This window comes from Streptomyces sp. NBC_01334, from assembly GCF_035983595.1.
Lineage (GTDB): Bacteria > Actinomycetota > Actinomycetes > Streptomycetales > Streptomycetaceae > Streptomyces > Streptomyces coriariae.
Map to the genome: position 1 here is coordinate 2,854,646 of NZ_CP130718.1, position 23,609 is coordinate 2,878,254.

24 protein-coding genes and 1 pseudogene are annotated in these 23,609 nt (G+C 71.4%); 10 read left to right on the forward strand and 15 right to left on the reverse strand.

The window, feature by feature from the left end; translation table 11 throughout:
• Window positions 1-39 precede the first annotated feature (39 nt).
• The 4 genes from thiS (at window position 40) to OG736_RS12995 (ending at window position 4,040) form a co-directional block, all read left to right on the forward strand.
• Entirely contained in the window at window positions 40-240 is a 201-nt protein-coding gene (thiS, locus tag OG736_RS12980; RefSeq protein WP_327187597.1) for a sulfur carrier protein ThiS, read from the forward strand.
• Window positions 241-243: 3 nt separating this feature from the next.
• A complete protein-coding gene (locus tag OG736_RS12985; protein WP_327182570.1) occupies window positions 244-1,038 on the forward strand; it encodes a thiazole synthase in 795 nt (264 codons plus the stop codon).
• 137 nt (window positions 1,039-1,175) lie between these two features.
• Window positions 1,176-3,116, forward strand: coding sequence for a Stk1 family PASTA domain-containing Ser/Thr kinase (pknB, locus tag OG736_RS12990; RefSeq protein ID WP_327182571.1), 1,941 nt, complete (start codon window positions 1,176-1,178; stop codon window positions 3,114-3,116).
• A 45-nt stretch (window positions 3,117-3,161) separates the two neighbouring features.
• Window positions 3,162-4,040, forward strand: a complete 879-nt coding sequence (locus OG736_RS12995; protein ID WP_327182572.1) for a deoxyribonuclease IV — start codon at window positions 3,162-3,164, stop codon at window positions 4,038-4,040.
• 16 nt (window positions 4,041-4,056) lie between these two features.
• On the opposite strand, the gene OG736_RS13000 is transcribed toward OG736_RS12995, so the two are convergent.
• Complete coding sequence (locus tag OG736_RS13000; RefSeq protein WP_327182573.1) at window positions 4,057-4,689, reverse strand: sulfite oxidase-like oxidoreductase; 633 nt, start codon at window positions 4,687-4,689, stop codon at window positions 4,057-4,059.
• A gap of 198 nt (window positions 4,690-4,887) precedes the next feature.
• Here OG736_RS13000 and bfr point away from each other — a divergent pair, with 198 nt between their 5' ends.
• Complete coding sequence (gene bfr / locus OG736_RS13005) at window positions 4,888-5,367, forward strand: bacterioferritin (RefSeq protein ID WP_020129964.1); 480 nt, start codon at window positions 4,888-4,890, stop codon at window positions 5,365-5,367.
• A gap of 8 nt (window positions 5,368-5,375) precedes the next feature.
• Here bfr and OG736_RS13010 read toward each other — a convergent pair whose 3' ends face one another.
• Together OG736_RS13010 and OG736_RS13015 are read right to left on the reverse strand one after the other, a co-directional pair.
• On the reverse strand, window positions 5,376-5,618 hold the full coding sequence (locus OG736_RS13010; RefSeq protein WP_171396756.1) for a (2Fe-2S)-binding protein: 243 nt from the start codon (window positions 5,616-5,618) through the stop codon (window positions 5,376-5,378).
• Window positions 5,619-5,741: 123 nt separating this feature from the next.
• Window positions 5,742-7,094, reverse strand: coding sequence for a class II 3-deoxy-7-phosphoheptulonate synthase (locus tag OG736_RS13015; protein ID WP_327182574.1), 1,353 nt, complete (start codon window positions 7,092-7,094; stop codon window positions 5,742-5,744).
• A 96-nt stretch (window positions 7,095-7,190) separates the two neighbouring features.
• Here OG736_RS13015 and OG736_RS47270 point away from each other — a divergent pair, with 96 nt between their 5' ends.
• Together OG736_RS47270 and OG736_RS13020 are read left to right on the forward strand one after the other, a co-directional pair.
• Window positions 7,191-7,247, forward strand: coding sequence for a trp operon leader peptide (locus OG736_RS47270; RefSeq protein ID WP_078912442.1), 57 nt, complete (start codon window positions 7,191-7,193; stop codon window positions 7,245-7,247).
• Between the two features lie 117 nt (window positions 7,248-7,364).
• Entirely contained in the window at window positions 7,365-9,272 is a 1,908-nt protein-coding gene (locus OG736_RS13020; RefSeq protein ID WP_327182575.1) for an anthranilate synthase family protein, read from the forward strand.
• 7 nt (window positions 9,273-9,279) lie between these two features.
• Here OG736_RS13020 and OG736_RS13025 read toward each other — a convergent pair whose 3' ends face one another.
• From OG736_RS13025 to OG736_RS13040, 4 genes are all read right to left on the reverse strand, one after another.
• Window positions 9,280-10,308, reverse strand: coding sequence for a 6-phosphofructokinase (locus tag OG736_RS13025; RefSeq protein ID WP_327182576.1), 1,029 nt, complete (start codon window positions 10,306-10,308; stop codon window positions 9,280-9,282).
• A 131-nt stretch (window positions 10,309-10,439) separates the two neighbouring features.
• The gene (locus tag OG736_RS13030) at window positions 10,440-11,120 is read right to left on the reverse strand and encodes a response regulator (RefSeq protein WP_020129969.1); all 681 of its coding nucleotides are present in this window, start codon (window positions 11,118-11,120) and stop codon (window positions 10,440-10,442) included.
• Window positions 11,117-12,343 (reverse strand): MacS family sensor histidine kinase, encoded by a 1,227-nt coding sequence (gene macS, locus OG736_RS13035; RefSeq protein WP_327182577.1) that lies wholly within the window; start codon window positions 12,341-12,343, stop codon window positions 11,117-11,119. The genes OG736_RS13030 and macS overlap by 4 nt, the downstream gene beginning before the upstream one ends.
• A gap of 53 nt (window positions 12,344-12,396) precedes the next feature.
• Window positions 12,397-13,155 (reverse strand): lysophospholipid acyltransferase family protein, encoded by a 759-nt coding sequence (locus OG736_RS13040; protein ID WP_327182578.1) that lies wholly within the window; start codon window positions 13,153-13,155, stop codon window positions 12,397-12,399.
• 158 nt (window positions 13,156-13,313) lie between these two features.
• On the opposite strand from OG736_RS13040, the gene OG736_RS13045 reads away from it, so the two are divergent.
• Window positions 13,314-14,093, forward strand: a complete 780-nt coding sequence (locus OG736_RS13045; RefSeq protein WP_327182579.1) for an alpha/beta hydrolase — start codon at window positions 13,314-13,316, stop codon at window positions 14,091-14,093.
• The gene (locus tag OG736_RS13050; RefSeq protein WP_327182580.1) at window positions 14,086-14,748 is read left to right on the forward strand and encodes a hypothetical protein; all 663 of its coding nucleotides are present in this window, start codon (window positions 14,086-14,088) and stop codon (window positions 14,746-14,748) included. Before OG736_RS13045 ends, OG736_RS13050 begins: the two co-directional genes overlap by 8 nt.
• On the opposite strand, the gene OG736_RS13055 is transcribed toward OG736_RS13050, so the two are convergent.
• The 6 genes from OG736_RS13055 to OG736_RS13080 all read right to left on the reverse strand — a co-directional run bounded on the left by OG736_RS13055 (window position 14,745) and on the right by OG736_RS13080 (window position 19,952).
• On the reverse strand, window positions 14,745-15,506 hold the full coding sequence (locus OG736_RS13055; RefSeq protein ID WP_327182581.1) for an endonuclease/exonuclease/phosphatase family protein: 762 nt from the start codon (window positions 15,504-15,506) through the stop codon (window positions 14,745-14,747). The two genes, OG736_RS13050 and OG736_RS13055, sit on opposite strands and share 4 nt — an antisense overlap.
• Before the next feature lie 181 nt (window positions 15,507-15,687).
• Window positions 15,688-16,641: an ROK family glucokinase gene (locus OG736_RS13060; RefSeq protein WP_327182582.1), complete on the reverse strand. Its 954-nt coding sequence runs from the start codon at window positions 16,639-16,641 to the stop codon at window positions 15,688-15,690.
• A 67-nt stretch (window positions 16,642-16,708) separates the two neighbouring features.
• Window positions 16,709-17,221: a DUF5304 domain-containing protein gene (locus tag OG736_RS13065; RefSeq protein WP_327182583.1), complete on the reverse strand. Its 513-nt coding sequence runs from the start codon at window positions 17,219-17,221 to the stop codon at window positions 16,709-16,711.
• Window positions 17,222-17,302: 81 nt separating this feature from the next.
• Entirely contained in the window at window positions 17,303-18,478 is a 1,176-nt protein-coding gene (locus tag OG736_RS13070; RefSeq protein WP_327182584.1) for an ArsA family ATPase, read from the reverse strand.
• A gap of 92 nt (window positions 18,479-18,570) precedes the next feature.
• Window positions 18,571-19,035, reverse strand: coding sequence for an SRPBCC family protein (locus OG736_RS13075; RefSeq protein WP_327182585.1), 465 nt, complete (start codon window positions 19,033-19,035; stop codon window positions 18,571-18,573).
• 161 nt (window positions 19,036-19,196) lie between these two features.
• Complete coding sequence (locus tag OG736_RS13080) at window positions 19,197-19,952, reverse strand: metallophosphoesterase family protein (RefSeq protein ID WP_327187598.1); 756 nt, start codon at window positions 19,950-19,952, stop codon at window positions 19,197-19,199.
• A 348-nt stretch (window positions 19,953-20,300) separates the two neighbouring features.
• On the opposite strand from OG736_RS13080, the gene OG736_RS13085 reads away from it, so the two are divergent.
• Entirely contained in the window at window positions 20,301-22,097 is a 1,797-nt protein-coding gene (locus OG736_RS13085; protein ID WP_327182586.1) for an AMP-dependent synthetase/ligase, read from the forward strand.
• A 28-nt stretch (window positions 22,098-22,125) separates the two neighbouring features.
• On the opposite strand, the pseudogene OG736_RS13090 reads toward OG736_RS13085, so the two are convergent.
• Both OG736_RS13090 and OG736_RS13095 read right to left on the reverse strand, forming a co-directional pair.
• A pseudogene (locus tag OG736_RS13090) lies at window positions 22,126-22,396 on the reverse strand (GMC oxidoreductase); the annotation flags it as partial.
• Window positions 22,397-22,403: 7 nt separating this feature from the next.
• A complete protein-coding gene (locus tag OG736_RS13095) occupies window positions 22,404-23,546 on the reverse strand; it encodes a glycosyltransferase family 4 protein (RefSeq protein ID WP_327182587.1) in 1,143 nt (380 codons plus the stop codon).
• Window positions 23,547-23,609: the final 63 nt, after the last annotated feature.

A 23,609-nucleotide genomic window follows, 5' to 3' on the forward strand; every position in this document is an offset into this window, starting at 1 on the left:
CAGGACAACGCCCAGGACAACGCCCGGGAGAACGCCCCCGTGCAGGTCTCGGTGAACGGAGAGCGACGCGAGTTCGCTCCCGGTACGGCCCTCGACAGCGTCGTACGGTCCCTGACGCCGGCGCCCTCCGGGGTGGCCGCCGCGCTCAACGAGACCGTCGTCCCGCGCGCGCAGTGGCCGTCGACGGCGCTGCGCGACGGTGACCGGGTGGAAGTCCTCACCGCGGTCCAGGGGGGCTGAGCCATGGCCGACGATCCCTTCGTCCTCGGAGGCAGGTCCTTCTCGTCCCGTCTGATCATGGGCACCGGGGGTGCGCCCAGCCTGGAGGTGCTGGAGCGGGCGCTGGTGGCGTCCGGGACCGAGCTGACGACGGTCGCGATGCGCCGGGTGGACCCGTCGGTGCACGGTTCCGTGCTGTCGGTGCTGGAGCGGCTCGGTATCCGGGTGCTGCCGAACACGGCGGGCTGTTTCACCGCCGGGGAGGCCGTGCTGACGGCCCGGCTGGCGCGGGAGGCGCTGGGCACCGATCTGATCAAGCTGGAGGTCATCGCCGACGAGCGCACGCTGCTGCCGGACCCGATCGAGCTGCTGGAGGCGGCGGAGACGCTGGTGGACGACGGGTTCACGGTGCTGCCGTACACGAACGACGATCCGGTGCTGGCCAGGAAGCTGGAGGACGTGGGGTGCGCGGCGGTGATGCCGCTGGGCTCGCCGATCGGCTCCGGGCTGGGCATTCGCAACCCGCACAACTTCCAGCTGATCGTCGAGCACGCGCGCGTGCCGGTGATTCTGGACGCGGGGGCGGGCACCGCGTCGGACGTGGCGCTGGCGATGGAGCTGGGGTGTGCGGGGGTGATGCTGGCGTCGGCGGTGACGCGGGCGCGGGAACCCGAGCGGATGGCGTCGGCCATGCGGGCCGGCGTCGAGGCGGGAAGGCTGGCCCGGCTGGCCGGGCGGATCCCGCCCCGCTACTTCGCGGAGGCTTCCTCGCCCGTGGAGGGCCGGGCCGTGCTGGACCCCGAGCGCCCCGCGTTCTGACCTCCGCCGCGCTACCGTCCGGTCTCCGGATACGGGAGTCGCGGGACCCGTGGGTTGCGTCACAGGTCGGCTCCAGTCACGCTGCGATCGCGGTGGAACCGGCGGAGGTGTCAGCGGCGGCTCGTAGACTCACCTGCGTGGACACGACCCTTCAGGACCCTCTGGTCGGGCAGCTGCTCGACGGCCGGTATCGCGTAGAGGCGCGCATCGCGGTCGGCGGGATGGCCACGGTCTACCGGGCCGTGGACACCCGCCTGGACCGCGTGCTCGCCCTCAAGGTGATGCACCCGGCGCTCGCCGCCGACGGGGCGTTCGTCGAGCGGTTCATCCGGGAGGCGAAGTCGGTCGCCCGGCTCGCCCACCCGAATGTCGTCCAGGTGTTCGATCAGGGCGCCGATGGGTCGTACGTCTATCTCGCCATGGAGTACATCGCCGGATGCACGCTGCGCGACGTGCTGCGGGAGCGCGGGGCGCTCCAGCCGCGGGCCGCGCTCGACATCCTGGAGCCCGTGCTGGCCGCGCTCGGCGCCGCGCACCGGGCCGGGTTCGTGCACCGGGACATGAAGCCGGAGAACGTGCTCATAGGGGACGACGGGCGGGTCAAGGTCGCGGACTTCGGGCTGGTGCGGTCCGTCGACACCGTGACCAGCACCACGGGAGCCGTCCTCGGCACCGTCGCCTATCTCGCCCCCGAGCAGATCGAGCAGCCCGGCGCCGCCGACCCCCGCGTCGACGTGTACGCGTGCGGGGTGGTGCTCTACGAGATGCTCACCGGTGAGAAACCTCACGACGGCGACTCCCCCGCGATCGTGCTCTACAAGCACCTCCACGAGGACGTTCCACCGCCGTCGGCCCTCGTCCCCGGGATGCCCTTCGAGCTGGACGAGCTCGTGGCGTCGGCCACCGCCCGCACCCCCGACGTCCGGCCGTACGACGCCGTCGCGCTGCTCGGGCTGGTACGGGAGGCGCGCGCTCCGCTCAGCGTGGACCAGCTGGACGCGATGCCGCCACAGGCCGTCTCCGCCGGACACGACAACGCCGAGGACCGGACGAGCGTGATCCCGCGCTCGCTCACCGTGCCCCGTCCGCTGCCCGTCAACGACGACGACCCGGCCGACGGTGAGGACCCGCTCAACCGCACCTCTCGCTTCCAGAGCGGGCCGCCCCTGCCGCCCCGGCGCCGTTCCGCACGGCCCCGGCGCGGGGTGCTCGCGCTCGTCGCCGCCGTCCTGCTGGTGTTCGGCGTGGGCGCCGGTGTCTGGTACATCAACTCCGGCCAGTTCACCAAGGTCCCCGCGGTGCTCACGCAGAAGGAGGCGGAGGCCAGGACCCGGCTGGAGGCCGCCGGCCTCGAGGTCGGCAAGGTGCGGCACCAGCACAGCGACACCGTGAAGCGCGGCACCGTCATGGACACCGACCCGGATCCGGGCGCCCGGATCCGCAAGCACGACTCCGTGACGCTCACCGTCTCCGACGGCCCGGAGATCGTGAAGGTGCCGGATGTGACGGGCTCCCGGCTGGACAAGGCCGAGGAGCTGCTGAAGACGGACGGCCTGGAGCCGGGTCTGGTCACCCGGGAGTTCAGCGAGGACGTCATCAAGGGCTTCGTGATCAGCACCGACCCGGAGGCGGGCACGAAGCGCCGCGCGGGCACCGCGGTGTCGATCGTGGTCAGCAAGGGCGCCCCGGTCGACATCCCGGACGTCACCGGCGACGCCGTGGACGACGCCAGGGCCGAGCTGGAGGAGGCCGGTCTGAAGGTGAAGGTCGCCACCGAGCAGGTCACCTCGGAGTTCGACAAGGGCCGGGTCGCGACGCAGACCCCGGAGGAGGGCAGCGAGGCCGCCGAGGGTGACACGGTGACGCTGACGCTGTCCAAGGGACCGGAGATGGTCGAGGTCCCGGACGTGGTCGGCGCGAGCGTCGACGACGCCAAGTCGCTCCTGGAGCAGTCCGGGTTCGAGGTCGAGGAGGACCGGGGGCTGCTCGGACTGTTCGGCGACACCGTGAAGAGCCAGTCCGTGGCCGCCGGCGACACGGCGCCCAAGGGATCGACGATCACGATCACCATCCGGTGACCGGGCGGTGCCGGGGCGGTGCGCAGGGCATGACACCCTGAACGGGTGAGTTCTCCAGCCCCCCTCCCCTCCCGCAATCCCATCGGCGGTCACGTCCCCGTGGCCGGCGGTCTGCACGACGTGGGCATGTCGTACGCGCGCGACCTCGCCGCCGAGACGGTCCAGGTCTTCGTCGCCAATCCGCGTGGCTGGGCCACTCCGGTCGGCAACCCGCGACAGGACGAGGCCTTCCGGGAGGCGTGCGCGGCGCGATCGGTCCCGGCGTACGTACACGCGCCGTACCTGATCAACTTCGGCTCGCACACCGAGGCGACGGCCGAGAGGTCGGTGGAGTCGATGCGGCACTCGCTGCGCCGCGGGCGGGAGATCGGCGCGCTGGGCGTGGTCGTGCACACGGGGAGCGCGACGGGCGGACGGGACCGGTCGGTGGCGCTGAAGCAGGTGCGGGAGTACCTGCTGCCGCTGCTGGACGAGCTGACCCACGACGACGACCCGTTCCTGCTGCTCGAGTCCACCGCCGGCCAGGGCGCCTCGCTCTGCTCCCGGACCTGGGACTTCGGGCCGTACTTCGAGGCGCTGGACGCCCATCCCAAGCTGGGCGTATGCCTCGACACCTGCCACATCTTCGCGGCCGGGCACGATCTGACCGGCCCGGCCGGTATGCACCAGACCCTCGATCTGCTGGTGGACACGGTCGGCGAGGGCCGGCTGAAGCTGATCCACGCCAATGACTCCAAGGACGTGGTCGGCGCCCACAAGGACCGGCACGAGAACATCGGCGCGGGTCACATCGGCGAGGACCCGTTCCGGGCGCTGATGACGCACCCGGCCACCGCGGGCGTACCGCTGATCATCGAGACGCCCGGCGGCAAGGAGGGGCACGCGGCGGACGTGGAGCGGCTGAAGAAGCTGCGGGACGGCTGACGCCGTACCGGGGAGATCAGAGTTCCGGGCCGTCGCCCGGCCCCTCCTGGTACGAGTAGCGCTGTTCCTTCCACGGGTCGCCGAGGTTGTGGTAGCCGCGCTCCTCCCAGAAGCCACGGCGGTCGGCGGTCATGTACTCGACGCCGCGGACCCACTTGGGGCCCTTCCAGGCGTAGAGGTGCGGAACGACCAGCCGCAGCGGGAAGCCGTGCTCGGCGGTGAGCAGCTCGCCGTCCTTGTGGGTGGCGAAGATCGTGCGCTCGGCGGCGAAGTCGGCCAGGCGCAGGTTCGAGCTGAAGCCGTACTCGGCCCACACCATCACATGGGTGACGTTCGGGGCGGGCGGAGCGCTCTCCAGGATGGTACGGGCCGGGATCCCGCCCCACTCGGCGCCGAGCATGCTGAACTTCGTCACGCAGTGCAGATCGGCCACGACGGACGCGTACGGAAGGGCCGTGAACTCCTCGTGGCTCCAGCAGCGCTTCTCACCGTCGGCGGTGGCGCCGAAGACCCTGAACTCCCAGCGCTCGGGCCGGAACTTGGGCACCGGGCCGTAGTGCGTGACGGGCCATCCCCGCTGAAGTCGCTGCCCCGGCGGAAGCTCGGACACTGCTTCTTCTCCAGATTCGCGCTCCACCGGCTGACCCATGACTCCATCCTGACAGACCCCGGACGGTGCACATGACCAGCCATGACCGGGCATATCCCGAATCGGGCAACTGCTACTAAGCATGCACTAACTTACTAAGTACGCACTTACTGGACGATCTTCGGCACCGGTGCAATCATTCGGCGGCAGCCTCCCCGAATCCCCACCCCGATTCCCCATGTGGAAGGAGCCTCTGCGATGCAGGGCGACCCCGAGGTCATCGAGTTCCTCAACGAGCAGCTCACCGGCGAGCTCACCGCGATCAACCAGTACTTCCTCCACGCCAAGATGCAGGAGAACTTCGGCTGGACGAAGCTCGCCAAGTACACCCGGCACGAGTCGTTCGACGAGATGAAGCACGCCGAGGTGCTCACCGACCGGATCCTGTTCCTGGACGGGCTGCCGAACTACCAGCGGCTCTTCCACGTACGGGTCGGACAGACGGTCAAGGAGATGTTCGAGGCCGACCGTCAGGTCGAGGTCGAGGCGATCGACCGGCTGAAGCGCGGAATCAAGGTGATGCGCGAAAAGGGTGACATCACGTCCGCGAACATCTTCGAATCGATCCTCGAGGACGAGGAGCACCACATCGACTACCTCGACACGCAGCTCGACCTGGTGGAGAAGCTCGGTGAGGCGCTGTACCTCGCGCAGCTGATCGAGCAGCCGGAGAGCTGAGCCCCTGGTTAGGCGGCTTCCTCGAGGCCTTCGTACTCCTCGAGGCCGGCGAGGACCGGCCTGCCCTGGCCTGCGAGGTCGCGGCGCGGCAAGGCGCCCCGGCCGAGGATCGCCTGGATACGACGGACGCACGACCCGCAGTCCGTGCCCGCCTTGCAGGCGGAGGCGATCTGGCGGGGGGTGCAGGCTCCGTTGTCCGCGTGCTGCTGGACCTGCGCCTCGGTCACACCGAAGCAGCTGCATACGAACACGCGGATTCACCTCCCACCGAGATCAATAAGGCTAACCTAACCTTACCCGGCGGTCGACGGACGCAAAAGTGGAGTGGGGCGCGGATCGTATGTGATCCGCGCCCCACCTCCATGACCGGAAGGTCACTGGTCCCGGTACATCTCCGCCACCAGGAAGGCCAGGTCCAGGGACTGGCTGCGGTTCAGGCGGGGGTCACAGGCCGTCTCGTAGCGCTGGTGCAGGTCGTCGACGAAGATCTCGTCGCCGCCGCCCACGCACTCGGTGACATCGTCGCCGGTCAGCTCCACGTGGATGCCGCCCGGGTGGGTGCCGAGCGCCTTGTGGACCTCGAAGAAGCCCTTGACCTCGTCGAGCACGTCGTCGAACCGGCGGGTCTTGTGACCCGAGGCCGCCTCGTAGGTGTTGCCGTGCATCGGGTCGGTGATCCAGGCGACGGTCGCACCCGAGGCGCTGACCTTCTCGACCAGCTCGGGCAGCTTGTCGCGGACCTTGTCGGCGCCCATGCGGACGATGAAGGTCAGCCGGCCCGGCTCGCGGTCGGGGTCGAGGCGCTCGATGTACTGCAGCGCCTCCTCGGCCGTGGTCGTCGGGCCGAGCTTGATGCCGATCGGGTTGCGGATCTTCGAGGCAAACTCGATGTGCGCGTGGTCCAGCTGCCGGGTGCGCTCACCGATCCACACCATGTGCGCCGAGACGTCGTACAGCCGCCCGGTGCGGGAGTCGACCCTGGTCAGGGCGGACTCGTAGTCGAGCAGCAGCGCCTCGTGCGAGGAGAAGAACTCGACCGTCTTGAACTCCTCCGGGTCGGCCCCGCAGGCGTGCATGAAGTTCAGCGCGTTGTCGATCTCGCGGGCGAGCTGCTCGTAGCGCTGACCGGACGGGGACTGCTTCACGAAGTCCTGGTTCCAGGCGTGCACCTGGCGCAGGTCGGCGTAGCCGCCGGTGGTGAAGGCACGCACCAGGTTGAGCGTGGAGGCGGACGCGTTGTACATCCGCTTCAGGCGCTCGGGGTCCGGGATACGGGACGCCTCGTCGAAGTCGAAGCCGTTGACCGAGTCGCCTCGGTACGTCGGCAGGGTCACGCCGTCGCGGGTCTCGGTGCCCTTGGAGCGCGGCTTCGAGTACTGGCCGGCGATCCGGCCGACCTTGACGACCGGCACCGAGGCCGCGTACGTGAGCACGGCGCCCATCTGGAGCAGCGTCTTGAGCTTGTTGCGGATCTGATCGGCGGACACCCCGTCGAACGCCTCGGCGCAGTCGCCGCCCTGGAGAAGGAACGCCTCTCCCTTGGCGACGGCCGCCATCCGGGCGCGCAGCTGGTCGCACTCGCCCGCGAAGACGAGCGGCGGATACGACTCGAGGTCCGCGATCACTGCGCGCAGAGCCTCGGTGTCGGGGTACTCGGGCTGCTGCGCCGCGGGCAGGTCTCGCCAGGTGTTGCCAGCGCTCGCGCTGGTCTTAGCGTTCACGGTCACGCCCTCAACATTACGGGGTCGTGTCGAGTCGTTTTCGCCCGGCTCGACAGGTGAGACGCCCCTGTGCTCAGGTGCGCGTGGGGTAGGGTGCGTCGCATGTTCGCGCTTTCGACCCAGAACTGGTGGTGGACCGCTCATCCGGCGGCCCACTGAACTGCGCGTACGCAAGACTTCGCGAAGGCCGCCCGAGGGGCGGCCTTCGGCGTGTCCGGGGCCGTTCCTCACCGATACCGACATCGATCGAGATCGAGATCGACGGAAGAGGAACCCATGGACCTGGCACAGCTGCTCCACGACGACCGCCCGTTCGCCCTGCTCCGCCGCCGCACTCCCGGCCATGACGCGGACACGGTGGAGGTGCTGCTCGGTCCGGTCGCCACGTACGACCGGCTCGCCGACCTGCCCGAGGAGTGCCTGGCGCTCGTCCCCTTCCGGCAGATCCGCGAACGCGGCTTCGACGTCCGCGACGACGGCACCCCGCTGGCGGTGCTGGTTCCCGAGGAGCGTCACGTCCTGCCCCTGGCGGATGTCCTCGACCGGCTCCCGGCCCGGGACGTGCGGGTCGAGGACGGCGGCTTCGACGTGTCCGACGAGGACTACGCGGAGATCGTCGGGCGGGTGCTGCGGGACGAGATCGGCCGGGGCGAGGGTGCCAACTTCGTGATCCGGCGGACCTACCGGGGGCGGATCCCGGGGTTCGGCCGGGCCGACGCGCTGGCCCTCTTCCGGCGGCTCCTCGAAGGCGAGCGGGGCGCCTACTGGACGTTCGTCGTGCACACCGGGGACCGGACGCTGGTGGGAGCCAGCCCCGAGGTGCATGTGCGGATGTCCGGCGGCACGGTCGTGATGAACCCGATCAGCGGGACGTACCGGTATCCGGCGGAGGGTCCGACACCCGAGCGGCTGCTGGACTTCCTCGCCGACGGCAAGGAGATCGAGGAGCTGTCGATGGTCGTCGACGAGGAGCTCAAGATGATGTGCACCGTCGGTGACATGGGCGGGGTGGTGATCGGACCCCGGCTGAAGGAGATGGCGCATCTCGCGCACACGGAGTACGAGCTGCGCGGCAGGTCCTCGCTGGATGTGCGGGAGGTGCTGAAGGAGACCATGTTCGCGGCGACCGTCACCGGCTCGCCCGTGCAGAACGCATGCCGGGTCATCGAGCGGTACGAGCCCCTCGGGCCGGACGGGGTCGGGCGGGGTTACTACGCCGGCGCGCTGGCGCTGCTGGGCCGGGACACGGGCGGGGCCCAGACCCTCGACTCCCCCATTCTCATCCGCACCGCCGACATCGACGCGGCCGGGCGGCTGCGGGTGCCGGTGGGCGCCACGCTCGTCCGCGGCTCGGATCCGGCGGGCGAGGTCGCGGAGACGCACGCGAAGGCGGCGGGCGTGCTGGCCGCGCTCGGTGTCCGGCCGGGCAGGCCACGGACGGACGGCACGCGGCCCCGGCTGGCCGACGACCCCCGGGTGCGGGCGGCGCTGGACGGGCGCCGGGCCTCGCTGGCGCCGTTCTGGCTGCGGATGCAGGAGCGGACGGAGGAACTGACCGGGCACGCGCTCGTCGTCGACGGCGAGGACACCTTCACCGCGATGCTCGCGCACGTGCTGCGGTCGAGCGGTCTCGAGGTCAGCGTCCGGCGCTACGACCAACCCGGGCTGACGGAGTCGGTGCTCGCGCACGAGGGGCCGGTCGTGCTGGGCCCCGGCCCCGGCGACCCGTCCGACCTGACCGACCCGAAGATGCGGTTGCTGCGGGGGCTGACCGCGCGGGTGATCCGGGAGCACCGGCACGGTGTCCTCGGGGTCTGCCTCGGGCACGAGCTGATCGCGGCGGAGCTGGGGCTGGACATCGTGCGGAAGGAGGTGCCGTACCAGGGGGCGCAGACGACCGTGGACCTGTTCGGGCGGGCGGAGACCGTCGGGTTCTACAACAGCTTCGTGGCGCTGTGCGACGACGAGACGCTGCGGGAGCTGGCCGCGCACGGGGTGGAGGTGAGCCGGGCCGTGAACGGCGAGGTGCACGCGCTGCGCGGGCCGCGGCGCGCCGATGGCGCCCCCATGAACGCGGTCGCCGGCGTCCAGTTCCATCCGGAGTCGGTGCTGACGCTGAACGGGGCTGCCGTGGTGCGGGAGTTGGTGGCCCGGGTGTGCGCCGAACCGCGGCCGGCCCGTTAGCGGTCCGTCAGCCGAAGAACACGCCGACCTCCGTGTACAGCTTCGGGTCCACCGTCTTCAGTTTCGCGGTGGCCTCGGCGATCGGTACGCGGACGATGTCCGTGCCGCGCAGGGCGACCATCGTGCCGAAGTCGCCCTCGTGGACGGCGTCGATGGCGTGCAGGCCGAAGCGGGTGGCGAGCCAGCGGTCGAAGGCGCTCGGCGTACCGCCGCGCTGGACGTGGCCGAGGACCGTGGTGCGGGCCTCCTTCCCCGTCCGCCGTTCGATCTCCTTGGCGAGCCACTCGCCGACGCCGGACAGCCGGACGTGCCCGAAGGAGTCCAGCGACCCGTCCTTCAGCACCACGTCGCCGTCCCGGGGCATCGCGCCCTCGGCGACGACCACGATCGGGGCGTACGACGCCCGGAAGCGGGAGGTCACCCAGGCGCAGACCTGCTCGATGTCGAAGCGCTGCTCGGGGATGAGGATGACGTTGGCGCCGCCTGCCAGGCCCGAGTGCAGGGCGATCCAGCCGGCGTGACGGCCCATCACCTCGACGACGAGGACGCGCATGTGGGACTCGGCGGTGGTGTGCAGCCGGTCGATGGCCTCGGTCGCGATGCCCACGGCGGTGTCGAAGCCGAAGGTGTAGTCGGTGGCGGACAGGTCGTTGTCTATGGTCTTCGGGACGCCCACGCAGGGCACCTCGTACTCGTCGGAGAGCCGGGCCGCCACCCCGAGGGTGTCCTCGCCTCCGATGGTGATGAGGGCCCCGACCTTCTGCCGGGCGAGGGTGTCCTTGATCCGGCGGATGCCGTCCTCCTCCTTGAGGGGGTTGGTCCGCGAGGAGCCGAGGATCGTGCCGCCGCGGGGCAGGATGCCGCGCACGGCGGGGATGTCGAGGCGGATCGACCTCCCTTCCAGGGGGCCCCGCCAGCCGTCACGGAATCCGACGAACTCATGGCCGTACTCCTGGACGCCCTTGCGGACGACCGCCCGGATGACGGCGTTGAGGCCTGGGCAGTCCCCGCCTCCGGTCAGTACTCCGACGCGCATGGAAGTGTCCCTTCGCCGCGGTTGGCCGACGAAGGTCACGGTAATGGTGATCCAGGTCACACAGATATGCCTCGGCGGATTCAATTCCGTTGAATCGCCGGGGAATTGGCCGCCACCGTGAGCGGCCGTCGTCACTCGTCGTCGAGGCCGCGCTCTATCGCGTACCGGACCAGTTCCACCCGGTTGTGGAGCTGGAGCTTGCCGAGGGTGTTCTGGACGTGGTTCTGGACCGTGCGGTGGGAGATGACGAGGCGTTCGGCGATCTGCTTGTAGCTCAGGCCCTTGGCCACCAGCCGCAGCACCTCGGTCTCCCGGTCGGTCAGCCGGGGCGCGTTCGGTTCGTCGCCGCCGCCCGCGGCGGGGCCGGGGTCCGAGGCCAGCCGGCGGTACTCGCCGAGGACCAGTCCGGCCAGGCCCGGGGTGAACACCGGGTCGCCGACGGCCGTGCGGCGCACCGCGTCCAGCAGCTCCTCCGTGGACGCGGACTTCAGCAGGTAGCCGGTCGCGCCGGACTTCACCGCCTCCAGCACGTCGGCGTGCTCACCGCTCGCCGACAGCACAAGCACCCGCAGGGCCGGGTTCGCGGCGACGACCTCCTTGCAGACCTGGACGCCGGGCTTGGCCGGCAGGTTCAGGTCCAGCACCAGCACATCGGGCGTGGTGGCCTTGGCCCGGCGCACGGCCTGCTCTCCGTCGCCCGCGGTGGCGACCACGTCGAGGCCGGCCTCGGCGAGGTCCCGGGCGACGGCGTCGCGCCACATGGGGTGGTCGTCGACCACCATGACCCTGATCGGATCCTGCTGACTGCTCATCGCTGTTCCGCCTTCCCCCGCCGCACGTTCTTCTCCTTCGGCACCGTCAGTTCGACCTCCGTGCCCTGCCCCGGGGTGGAGATCAGCTCGGCGCTGCCGCCGAGGTCACGCAGCCGGCCCCGGATCGACTGGGCGACCCCGAGCCGTCCCTCGCCCTCGGCCTGCGCGAGCCGTCCCTCGGGGATGCCGGGCCCGTCGTCCCGCACGGTGATGATCACCTCGTCGGGCTCGTCCTCCACCAGGATCCAGGCCCGGGCGTCCTCCCCGGCGTGTCTGCGCACGTTGTCCAGGGCGGCCCCGACCGCCGCGGCCAGCTCCTTCGCGGCGGGCGCGGGCAGCATCACCGGGGCGCCCGGCTCGGCGAGGTTGACGCGGGCGGCGGCGAAGGGGGCGAGCAGCGAGCGCAGGTCGACCGGACCGGTCTGCTCGGCCGGCTCCTCCACCACCCGCACGACGGCCCCCTCGGCCGCGTCCTGCGACACCCGCGAGACGGGCACCAGGCCGCCGGCGACCAGGGTGCGCAGCGCGACCTCCTGCTCCCCGGCCATCCGGCCCAGCTCGGCCGCCTCACCGCCGAGCACGGCGCCGCGCCGCTGCACCATGGCCAGCACCTGGAGCACGCCGTCGTGGATGTCCCGGGCGAGCCGCTCCCGCTCCCGGGTCGCGGCCTCGATCTCCAGCGCGCGGGCCAGGGTGCGTTCGGAGGCACGGGCGACCTCGACGACGTAGCCGATGGCGATGGAGGCGACCCAGACGAGGATCACGTTGTGGATGGTGTCGCGGGCCGGGGTGCCGCGCTCGACCAGGTTGGCGACCGCGACAGTCGTGGACGCGAACGCCGCCCAGCGCCAGCCGCCCTTGATCGCGAACGCCAGGACGGACCCGGCGGTCCATATCGACGGCAGGGTCGGGCCGCCCGACTGGATGCGCTCGTGGGTGTCGGCCACGGTGGTGAGCAGGATGCCGGTGAGCGCGATGGTGAGGTCGGCGGCGAGGAAGCGCTTGGTGCAGCTCGCCGCGCTCGCGACCTTGGGCAGGGTGGCCACGGTCCAGACGAACAGGACGCAGTAGTAACCGACGGCGACCCAGGGCCGGGCGAACCCGTCGTAGGCGGTGGCGAAGAAACCCACCGCGTACAGCATGGTGAGCACCCGGTAGCCGGCGAGCGCACGCCACAGCGGCAGCTCGACCGACATCCTGATGACTCTCTCGCGCCTGGCCATCCGTCCCCCGCCCCCGGGCCCCGACTACCGACTGCCGCCCACCGACCGCCGGACTACTGCTCTTTTTCCTTCTTGGCCTGGTCCTTCTCGGCCTGCGCGAGCGCCGCCTTCGCGGCCCTCTCCGCCTCCTTCTCGGCCTTCGCCGCCTCCGTGATCTGCCGCTTGGCGGCGGTCGCGTAGATGTCGACGTACTCCTGGCCGGAGAGCTTCATGATCTCGTACATGACCTCGTCGGTCACGGCGCGCAGCACGAAGCGGTCGTGATCCATGCCCTGGTACCGGGCGAAGTCCAGCGGCTTGCCGATGCGTATGCCGGGCCGCATGACCTTCGGCAGCACCTTCCCGGGCGGCTGGATCTTCTCGGTGTCGATCATCGCGACCGGGATCACCGGCGCGCCGGTGGCGAGCGCCACGCGCGCGAGGCCGCCCGGCTTGCCGCGGTAGAGCCGGCCGTCGGGCGACCGCGTGCCCTCCGGGTAGATGCCGAACAGCTCGCCCCGCTCGAGCACCTCCACGCCGCTCCGGATCGCCGCCTCGCCGGCCCCGCGACCGCCGGAGCGGTCCACCGGGAGCTGTCCGACGCCCTTGAAGAAGGCCGCCGTCAGCCGGCCCTTCACACCGGGCGTGGTGAAGTACTCGGCCTTCGCGATGAAAGTCACCTTGCGGTCGAGGACCGCGGGCAGGAAGAACGAGTCCGAGAAGGACAGGTGGTTGCTCGCCAGGATCGCGGGCCCCTCGGCGGGAATGTTCTCGAGGCCTTCCACCCAGGGCCTGAAGGTGACCTTCAGCGGTCCCCCGATAGCGACCTTCATCGCGCCGTACAACAAGCGAGTGCCTCCTGTTTGTGTCGCTCAGACCTTAACCCGGAGTGGCCGCAAAGGCTCCGACGACCCTGGTCGGTGTCAGTGCGGTCGCGTACGGTGAAGGACACGTCCCTCCCACGAAGAACAGACGAAGACAGGAGACCGAGGTGCCGGTCCTTCCTGGAGCCGAGCCGTACCGCCATGAGGGCGGAGAGGTCGGGGTGCTCCTCTGTCACGGCTTCACCGGTTCCCCGCAGTCGCTGCGCCCCTGGGCGCGGTACCTGGCCGGGCAGGGCCTGACCGTCTCGCTGCCGCTGCTGCCGGGACACGGCACGCGCTGGGAGGACATGGCGCTGACGGGCTGGCCGGACTGGTACGCGGAGGTGGACCGCGAGCTGCGCGCCCTGCGCGACCGGTGCTCCCGGGTGTTCGTGGCCGGCCTGTCGATGGGCGGCGCGCTGGCTCTGCGGCTCGCCGCGAAGCACGGGGAGGGGGTGGAGGGCGTCATCGTCGTCAACCCGGCGAACAGGGTGCACGGCCTGTCCGCGTACGCCCTTCCGGTGGCCCGCCATCTCGTCCGGACGACGAAGGGGATCACCAGCGACATCGCGAAGGAGGGCGTGCTGGAGAGCGGGTACGACCGGGTGCCGCTGCACTCGGCGCACTCCCTGCGCACCTTCCTGCGGATGATCGACGGCGAACTGCCGCAGGTCACCCAGCCGCTGCTGCTTCTGCACAGCGTCCAGGACCATGTCGTGCCGGCCGCCGACTCGGCCCGGGTCCTCGGCCGGGTGTCGTCGACCGACGTGACCGAGATCCTGCTGGAACAGAGCTACCACGTGGCAACGTTGGACCACGATGCGGACCGGATCTTCGAGGAGAGCTACGCGTTCATCGCCCGGATCGCGCCCAGTGTCGGCAAGGAAGGGACGGCCGTAGGTGGCTGAGCACGACTCCGACCGTGAGGACCGGGAGAACCGGGACGAGCGGGACGGCCCGGAGGGCCGGGAGGGCCGCGCGTCGGAGGAGCAGAGCGTGCCCTTCGACGAGGCCGCCGCATGGGCGGCGATCGTCGCGGGATACGGCGAGGAGCCGGCGGACCCGCCGGGCTCCAAGCCGTTCAAGTCGGTCGAGGACCTGGCACTGCTCGAGGTCGAGACGAACGACGAGGTGTCCGGGGCGGAATCCGACCAGGAACCCGCGAAGGACTCCGCCAAGGACCCCGCCAAGGACCCCGGCGAGGAGAAGGAACCGGCCAAGCCGCTGGGCGGCTCGATCGCTTTCGCGCCCGGTGTCGGTCCGCGCGACTACACGGCGCCCGAGGCCGCGGAGGAGGACTTCGACGGGGACGACGAGGGTCACTTCGTCCCGCCGGAGCCGCCGCCGCTGCCCGCCGCCGACACCACGGCCAAGTTCGCCTGGCTCGGGGTGATCGGCGGGCCGTTGCTGCTCCTGCTCGCGGTGCTGCTGGGGTGGGAGATGACGTGGTGGCTGTCGACCGTCGGCATCGGCGGCTTCCTCGGCGGCTTCGCCACCCTGGTGATGCGGATGCGCACGGACGACGAGGAGGACGGGGATCCGGGGCGGGGAGCGGTCGTCTAGGGCCTGTCCGCGGGGATCCTGAGGGCGGCGAGGACCGGAAGGTGGTCCGTGGCCGCCCTCAGATCGCTCCCGGTGACTCCGGGAAGCCCGATCGGCACCCCGCAGCCCAGCACCTCCACGCCCTTCGTCACGAAGATCCCGTCGATGCGGCGGTTCGGCCCGGTGGACGGGAAGCTGTCCTCGGCGCCCCAGGGGGCGGCGGCGCGGCAGTCCTGGAGCGCGGTGGCCAGGCGGCCGAAGGTGCGGCCGCCCGGGCTCTCGTTGATGTCGCCGCCCGCGACGGCGTGCTCCACGCCCATCCCGGCGAGACGGTCGAGCAGCATGCCCGCCTGCTCGTAACGCTCGGCGGCCGTCAGACCGAGGTGGCAGCCGACCACGCCGAGTCGGGCACCGGCGAAGCGGACCACGGCCGTCGCGAGGCCCCGGCGGTGCTCGCCGGGGGTGAGCGGCAGCAGGACGTCCTCGGTGCGCTCGACGGTCGCCCGCAGCGAGCACAGGACGGCCGGGCCGGCCGCCGTGCCGCCACCGGTGAGGATCACCTGGCCGGAGGCGGCCGCGAGCCGGGCGAGCTTCTTGCGCCAGCGGAAGAAGCGGGGGGCCTCCTGGACCAGGGTCAGGTCGGGGGCGCAGGCCGTGATGACCCGGGCCAGGGCCTCGGTGTCGTCCCGCATCGAGCGGATGTTGTAGCTGAGGACCCGGATGACGGTCGAACCGTCGGGCTCGGTGCGGGAGTTGGGTAGCGGCGAGGTCGTCGGCATAGCGATCAAGATACGCCGCTCCGTCCCCTACGTCCGGAAAAGCGAACGGGGGCCGCGAGCAGCCCCCGTGTTGACGCCATGTGCCGTACGACCGGCCGTACCAGTAGGAGCAGCAGTAGCAGTAGCAGTACGACCAGCCGTACGAGCAGGACGAGCGGTCCCAGCAGTACGAGCAGTACGACTACATGATCGGGTCGGGTTCTCTTGCCAGGTCCGCCGCCCCCACCAGGCCCGCCTTGTTGCCCAGCTGGGCCGCGATGACATCGGCCACCGGGCGCCAGTTGCCGCCGACCAGCCAGCGCTTGTAGGACTTCCGGATCGGGTCGAGGACCAGCTCACCCTCGTCGGAGAGACCGCCGCCGACGATGAAGGCGGACGGGTCGAAGAGGGAGGCGAGGTCGGCGAGGCCGGCGCCGGCCCAGCGGGCGAGCTCGCGGTAGGAGTCGACCGCGACCGGGTCGCCCTGGCGGGCGGCCATGGAGATGTGCTTGCCCTCGATGCCGTCGGGGTTGCCGTCGCCCAGCGACAGCAGGATCTCGGCGTTCTCGGGGGTCGCGTTGGCGCGCTGCTTGGCGTAGCGCACGAGGGCACGGCCGGAGGCGTACTGCTCCCAGCAGCCCTGCGAGCCGCAGCCGCACAGCAGACCGTCCGGCACCATGCGGATGTGACCGAACTCGGCCGCGACGCCGAAGTGACCGCGGCGCAGCTTGTTGCCGATGATGATGCCGCCGCCGAGGCCGGTGCCGAGGGTGATGCAGATGACGTTGCGGTGGCCCTTGCCCGCGCCGAACTTGTACTCGCCCCACGCCGCGGCGTTGGCGTCGTTCTCCACCACGACGGGGAGACCGACGCGGGCCTCGACCTCGGCCTTGAGCGGCTCCTGGCGCCAGTCGATGTTGGGTGCGAAGTAGACCGTCGAGCGCTGGCGGTTGACATAGCCGGCGGCGCCGATGCCGACACCGACGATGTCGTGCCCGGCACGCGCGCCCTCCACGGCGGAGGCGATGGCGTCCACGATGCCCTCGGGCGTGCCCGGGGTCGGCACCTTGTGGGTCGAGAGGATGTTGCCTTCCTCGTCGACCACGCCGGCCGCGATCTTCGTGCCGCCGATGTCGACGCCGATGGTGAGTCCCATGAATCCCTCAGTTTCGGTCGAGCCCCGCTACGGCCAACCGTACCCGAGGCCCTGCCCCCGGAGAGCTTCAGTCCAAGTCGATGCGCTGGCCGGGACCGGTGCCGTCGCCGTCGCGACCTTGATCGCGCGGGGTGTTCCCCGGGTCCTTCGCGCCCGTCGTCCAGCGTTGTTCCTGGGTCTGGACGGCGGAGCGGTAGGCGGCGAGGAGTTCGGTGCCGGCGGCCGCGAGGTGGTCGAAGACGTCCGGGTTGCGCTCGATGACGGGCTCCACGGCGGCCTTGGCCTGCTCGACGACCTGGCGGACCACCTGCTGGGCGGCCGGTCCGGCGACCGCGCCGAGCAGCGGGGACTGGAGCGAGGACAGCTTGTCGCCGACGGCGTCGACGAGCTTGCGCAGTTCCTCGGCGGCCGAGCCCGGGGGCAGCCGGTCGTCCTGGGCGCGGCGGCGGGCCTTCTCCGCCGCCAGGTCCTCGGCGGCGGCGGTGGCCCAGGCGTCGGCGTCGGTCGCGCGGGGCTCGTCGAAGCCGGATGTCCCGGCGGGCTCTCCGGCGGCGTCGGGCGTGGGGCGCTCTTCGCTCATGGCGGACTCCTGATGACTCCTGGTCGACGACGCCTGATGACGGCTCGTCCCTACGACGTTACCCGAACGGCGGAACGTCGTTCAGTGGGTGCGCGGCCACAGCCCGGGATCGGGCGCGAACCGCACGCACAGCTCGCCGTCGCGCAGCGCGGCGCCGTCGACGGTGCAGCGGCGCAGCACGGAGGGCAGCGCGACGATACGACGGAACGGCCCGGCGGTGACGACGAGTTCGTCGCCGCGCCGGACGAGGTCGAGCTCGTCGCGTATGGCGCCGGGCAGCGGGAGGTGCCAGACGAGCACACCGTCCTCGGCGAGCCGGTCGGCCACGGGCCACTCGACCGGGGAGGTCGCCGGGTTGACGGCGGGCACGGCGAGCGCCGCGAGGTCGTCGGCGCCGCGGGGGTCGTACCCGAGGTGGGCGACAGGGCGGGCCGCGTCGCCCCACTCCCCCAGGGCCTTGCGCTGCTGGGTGACGAGCCGGCCGAGCAGGCCGTCGTCACCCGCCGCCTCCGGCAGGACGCGGTTGGCGACGAGCGACTCGACGGGCAGGGCGCGCAGGGCGAGGCCGAGGCGGGCGTCGCGGACGGCGTCGGCGCCGGCCGGTCCCGGCTCGGCGACCAGGCGTACGGCGGTGCCGGGGTCGGCGAGGACGGCCTCGACGGCGGCCAGCTCCATGTCCCAGCGGGCGGTCGTCTCGTACAGCCACTCGGCGGGCATCGGCACCCCGGCGAGACGGCCGAGCATCGGGCGCAGGGCGCGGGCGGCCTGTCGTTCCGGCGGGAGCAGCCGGCGCAGATAGCGGCGCAGCTCCTCCGGGAGGGCCAGCAGGGCGAGGGCCTGCGAGACCGGCGGCAGGTCGACGACGAGGAGTTCGTGCAGCTCACCGCCGTCGGCGAGGACGGCGTCCCGCAGCGCGCGCAGCAGCGTCAGCTCCTCGGCGCCGGGGAGGGGGGTGACCTCCTCCGGGTCGAGCCGGGAGGCGCCGAGCAGGTCGAGGACGGTGGAGGCACGGTCCTGGAAACCGGCGAGGTCGTCCCGGAAGCCGGCGGTGGCGTCGGGGCGCCAGGCGGTGAGGCGCGGGGCGACCGGGACCGGGCTCGCCCCGGTGCGCGCTCCGAGCGCCGCGCCGAGGGTGTCGGTGCGGTCGGCGCTGAGGACGAGGGTGCGGGTGCCTTCCGCTGCCGCGCGCTGTGCGGTGGCGGCCGCCACGGTGGTGCGTCCGCTGCCGCCAGGGCCGGTGATCAGGATGGTGCGCATGAGGGTGAACCGTAACGGAGGTCGGGGCAGCCCCCCGACCTCCTCGCCCCGCCCCCGGACCCGCTGACTCCCGGGTCCCGTGACCGGCGGCGCTACTTCTCGGGCGCCTCGAAGCCGGCCTCTCCCGACTCCACTCGCTTCTTCAGGCCGGCCAGCGCGCGGTCGATGATGACCTTCTCGGCCTTGCGCTTGATCATGCCCAGCATGGGGATCTTGACGTCCACGGTCAGCTGGTAGGTGACCTCGGTCGCGCCCGCGCCGGCCGGCTTGAGGAGGTAGGAGCCGTCGAGCTGGCGCAGCATCTGGGACTTCACCAGCGTCCAGGACACCTCGTGCTCGCCGGCCCAGGTGTAGCCGAGGACCTGGTCGTCCTTGATGGCGCCGGCGTCCATGACCAGGCGGACCTGCTCGGCGCGGCCCTGCCCGTCGGTCTCGAGGACCTCCGCCTGCTTCACCTCTCCGGTCCAGTCCGGGTAGCGGGCGAAGTCGGCGATCACCGCCATGACCTCAGCCGGTGCCGCCTCGATCGTGATGCTCGAGCTGGTGTGTTCCGCCATCGCTGTGGCTCCTCCAGATGCGGGCCGGTAAAGGTAGAGAAGAGGACACCGTGCGCCAGCCGCCGCGCACGTGTGTGCAGCGTGAAGGCTACCGCGCGCCCGACCTGCCGCCGTCACCCGGAGTCAGGACACCGTCCGGACGGCGTCGGGTCGTCGCCCGGTCACCACTCCAGCGCCCACGGCTTCCCGCTGCCCGCGAAGTGGCCCACGTTCACGCACTCGGTCGCGCCGACCCGCATCCGGCGGGCGAGCGGCTGGTGCACGTGCCCGAAGAGCGCGTAGCGGGGCCGGGTGCGGCGGATGGCGTCCAGCAGCGCCCGGCTGCCCCGCTCGAAGCGGCGGGCCACGGTGTCGTAGACGAGTTCCGGCACCTCCGGCGGGATGTGGGTGCACAGCACGTCCACCTCGCCCACGGCCTCGATCTTCGCCGCGTACTCCTCGTCGCTGATCTCGTACGGCGTGCGCATGGGGGTCTTCAGGCCGCCGCCCACGAAGCCGAAGACCCGGCCGCCGATCTCCACCCGCTCCCCGTCCAGGACGGTCGTGCCGGGCCCGGCGAACTCGGGCCACAGCCGCGGCATGTCGACGTTGCCGTAGGTGGCGTACGTCGGGCTCGGGAACGCCGGGAACAGCTCGGCGTACTGCTTGCGGACCGCCTGCTCGATCAGCGCCGCCCGGTCGCCGCCGATGCCTCCCCACAGCCGGGCGCCGAGCTCACGGGCCTCCTCGAAGCGGCGGGCGGTGCGCAGTTCGACGATGAGGTCGGCGTTCTCCACGCCGAAGAGGTCGGGGAAGATCCCGCGGGAGTGGTCGGCGTAGTCCAGGAACAGGACCAGGTCGCCCAGACAGATCAGTGCGTCCGCGCCCTCTCCGGCCCGGGCCAGGTCGCGCGCGTTGCCGTGCACGTCGCTGACCACGTGGATGCGTGTCCGGCGGTTTCCGGGCGGTGTGGATGCCATGGCGATCAAGGGTAGGCGTGTGCGGCATACGTGAACAGTGTCGATCGGGATACCGGTTACTGGCCAGTCAGTAAAGCGGTGGACTACTGTCGGCCGGGAAACACCAATCTGTGTGACGCAGCGAACATCTCGCCGGACCCCCCTGTCGAAGACGCCATACCGACGGGTAACGTCCGGGCAGTCCAGTCGTGCTCAGGATTTCAACCATCGAGATCCACCGAGGTCCCGAGCACAGTCCCGAGCCTTGGACCGCATCGTCGCAGCACACAACGTCGTGGCGCCGGCGCCCTATGAGGAGCAGCAGTCTTGCGCGAGTTCAGCCTTCCGGCTTTGTACGAGGTCCCTGCGGACGGCAATCTGACCGACATCGTCCGCAGAAACGCCGCGCAGCATCCCGACGTCGCCGTCATCGCCCGCAAGGTCGGCGGCGCCTGGCAGGACGTGACGGCCACGGCCTTCCTGGCCGAGGTGCACGCCGCCGCCAAGGGCCTCATCGCCTCCGGAGTCCAGCCCGGCGACCGGGTCGGTCTGATGTCGCGCACCCGCTACGAGTGGACGCTGCTCGACTTCGCGATCTGGTGCGCGGGCGCGGTCACCGTGCCGGTGTACGAGACCAGCTCCCCGGAGCAGGTGCAGTGGATCCTCTCCGACTCGGGCGCGACCGCCGTCGTCGTCGAGCTGGACGGCCACACGGCGGCCGTGGAGTCGGTGCGCGAGTCCCTGCCGGCACTGAAGCACGTCTGGCAGATCGAGGCCGGGGGTGTCGAGGAGCTCGGGCTGCTCGGCAAGGACGTCTCCGACGAGGTCGTCGAGGAGCGCAGCTCGCAGGCCAAGGCCGACGACCCGGCGACCATCGTCTACACCTCCGGTACGACCGGCCGCCCCAAGGGCTGTGTGCTGACCCACCGCAGCTTCTTCGCCGAGTGCGGGAACGTCGTGGAGCGGCTGCGGCCGCTGTTCCGCACGGGCGAGTGCAGCGTGCTGCTCTTCCTCCCGCTCGCGCACGTCTTCGGCCGGCTGGTGCAGATCGCCCCGATGATGGCGCCGATCAAGCTGGGCACCGTCCCGGACATCAAGAACCTCACCGACGAGCTGGCCGCCTTCCGCCCGACGCTCATCCTGGGCGTGCCGCGGGTCTTCGAGAAGGTCTACAACTCGGCGCGCGCCAAGGCGCAGGCGGACGGCAAGGGCGCGATCTTCGACAAGGCGGCCGACACCGCGATCGCCTACAGCAAGGCGCTGGAGCTCCCGGCGGGCCCGCCGCTGAAGCTGAAGATCAAGCATAAGGTCTTCGACCGGCTCGTCTACAGCAAGCTGCGCGCGGTCCTCGGCGGCAAGGGCGAGTACGCGATCTCCGGCGGCGCCCCGCTGGGCGAGCGCCTCGGTCACTTCTTCCGCGGCATCGGCTTCACCGTCCTCGAGGGCTACGGCCTGACGGAGTCCTGCGCCGCCACCGCCTTCAACCCCTGGGACCGGCAGAAGATCGGCACGGTCGGTCAGCCGCTGCCCGGCTCGGTCGTGCGGATCGCGGACGACGGGGAGGTGCTGCTGCACGGCGAGCACCTCTTCAAGGAGTACTGGAACAACCCGGCCGCGACCGCCGAGGCGCTGGCCGACGGCTGGTTCCACACCGGTGACATCGGCACCCTCGACGAGGACGGCTACCTCCGGATCACCGGGCGCAAGAAGGAGATCATCGTCACCGCGGGCGGCAAGAACGTCGCGCCGGCCGTGATCGAGGACCGGATCCGGGCGCACGCGCTGGTGGCGGAGTGCATGGTGGTGGGCGACGGGCGGCCGTTCGTGGGCGCACTGGTCACCATCGACGAGGAGTTCCTGGGCCGCTGGGCTGCCGACCACGGCAAGCCGGCGGGTTCGACCGCGGCGTCGCTGCACGGGGACGCCGACCTCCAGGCCGCCGTCCAGTCGGCGATCGACGACGGCAACGCCGCGGTCTCGAAGGCGGAATCGGTGCGGAAGTTCCGCATTCTCTCCTCCCAGTTCACGGAGGACTCTGGCCACCTCACGCCGTCGCTGAAGCTCAAGCGCAATGTCGTGGCGAAGGACTACGCGGGCGAGATCGAGGCGATCTACGCCAAGTAGCGGCGGCTCAGCACCTCCTGACGGAGCGTCATGGCGCGGTGTTCTCCACGGGGGACCCGCGCCGTCGTGCGTTCGGCGAGGGCGGTGACGGAGACGAACAGGTTCACCCCGACGCTGCCCGGCACCAGCGAGCCGTCGGTGACGTACAGCTTCGAATACCCCTTCACCCGGCCGTAGTTGTCGGTCGCCTTCCCCTGCACGCAGCCACCGAGCGGGTGGTACGTGACGTCGTCGGCGAAGACCTTGTCGGACGAGCCGAAGAGGTCGTAGCGGCAGACGGTGGCGTTCGCCGCGCGGAGGGAGAGGCTAGAGCAACGTCTTCAACTTCTCCGCCAGCAGGTCCCACCGCCACTTCTCCTCCACCCAGGCGCGCCCGCGCTCCCCCATCCGGCGGCGCAGCTCCGCGTCCCCGAGCAGGGCGACGATGCGCTCGGCCGCGTCGGCCGGGGAACCGCCCCGCACGACCCACCCCGTCTCCCCGTCGAGCACCGCGTCGGGCGCCCCGCCCGAGTCCCCGGCGACGACGGGCAGCCCCGTCGCCGACGCCTCCAGGTAGACGATCCCGAGCCCCTCGACGTCGAGTCCGCCCCGTCGCGTCCGGCACGGCATCGCGAACACGTCCCCGGCGCCGTAGTGGGCGGGCAGCTCCGACCAGGGCACCGCCCCGGTGAAGCGCACCGCGTCCGCCACCCCGCGCTCACGGGCGAGCCTGCGCAGGTCCTTCTCGTACGGCCCGCCCCCGACGATCAGCAGGACCGCCTCCGGCTCGGCGGCCAGGATCCGCGGCATGGCGAGGATCAGCGTGTCCTGGCCCTTGCGCGGCACGAGCCGCGAGACGCACACCACCACCGGCCGGTCGGTCAGCCCGAGGCGCGCCCGTACCTCCTCGCCACCCGATCCCGGGTGGAAGGTCTTCTCGTCGACGCCCGGCGGCAGCTGCACCATCCGCCCGGCCGCCCCGGCGCTCAGCGCCGTCGCGATCCGCGAGCGGGTGTACTCGCCCAGGTAGGTGATCGTGTCCGTGCTCTCGCCGATCCGGCCGAGCAGCTGCCGGGCGGCGGGCAGCTGCGCCCACCCGGCCTCGTGCCCGTGGGTGGTGGCCACCAGCCGCTCGGCGCCCGCCTTCCGCAGCGCCGGCGCCATCAGCCCGAGCGGAGCGGCCGCCCCGAACCACACCGACGTGCACCCGTGCTCCCGCAGCAGCCCGACGGCCCGACGGGTCGCACCGGGGGTCGGCAGCAGCATCGTCGTGGAGTCCCGTACGACGGTGAAGGGCTGCTCGGCGTCGAAGGCGGCCGTCGCCTCGACACCCTCGCGGGAACGCTTCCAGGTGGACGCGTAGACGACGAGTCGGTCGGGGTCGAGCCGGAGCGCCATGTTGTGCAGGAACGCCTGGATGCCGCCCGGGCGGGGCGGGAAGTCGTTCGTCACGATCAGGGTCTTGTGCATCGCAGCCGACCTTATCCAAACGCCATTCACAGCCGCGCCCGACCGCGCTTCACAGCCCCGCGG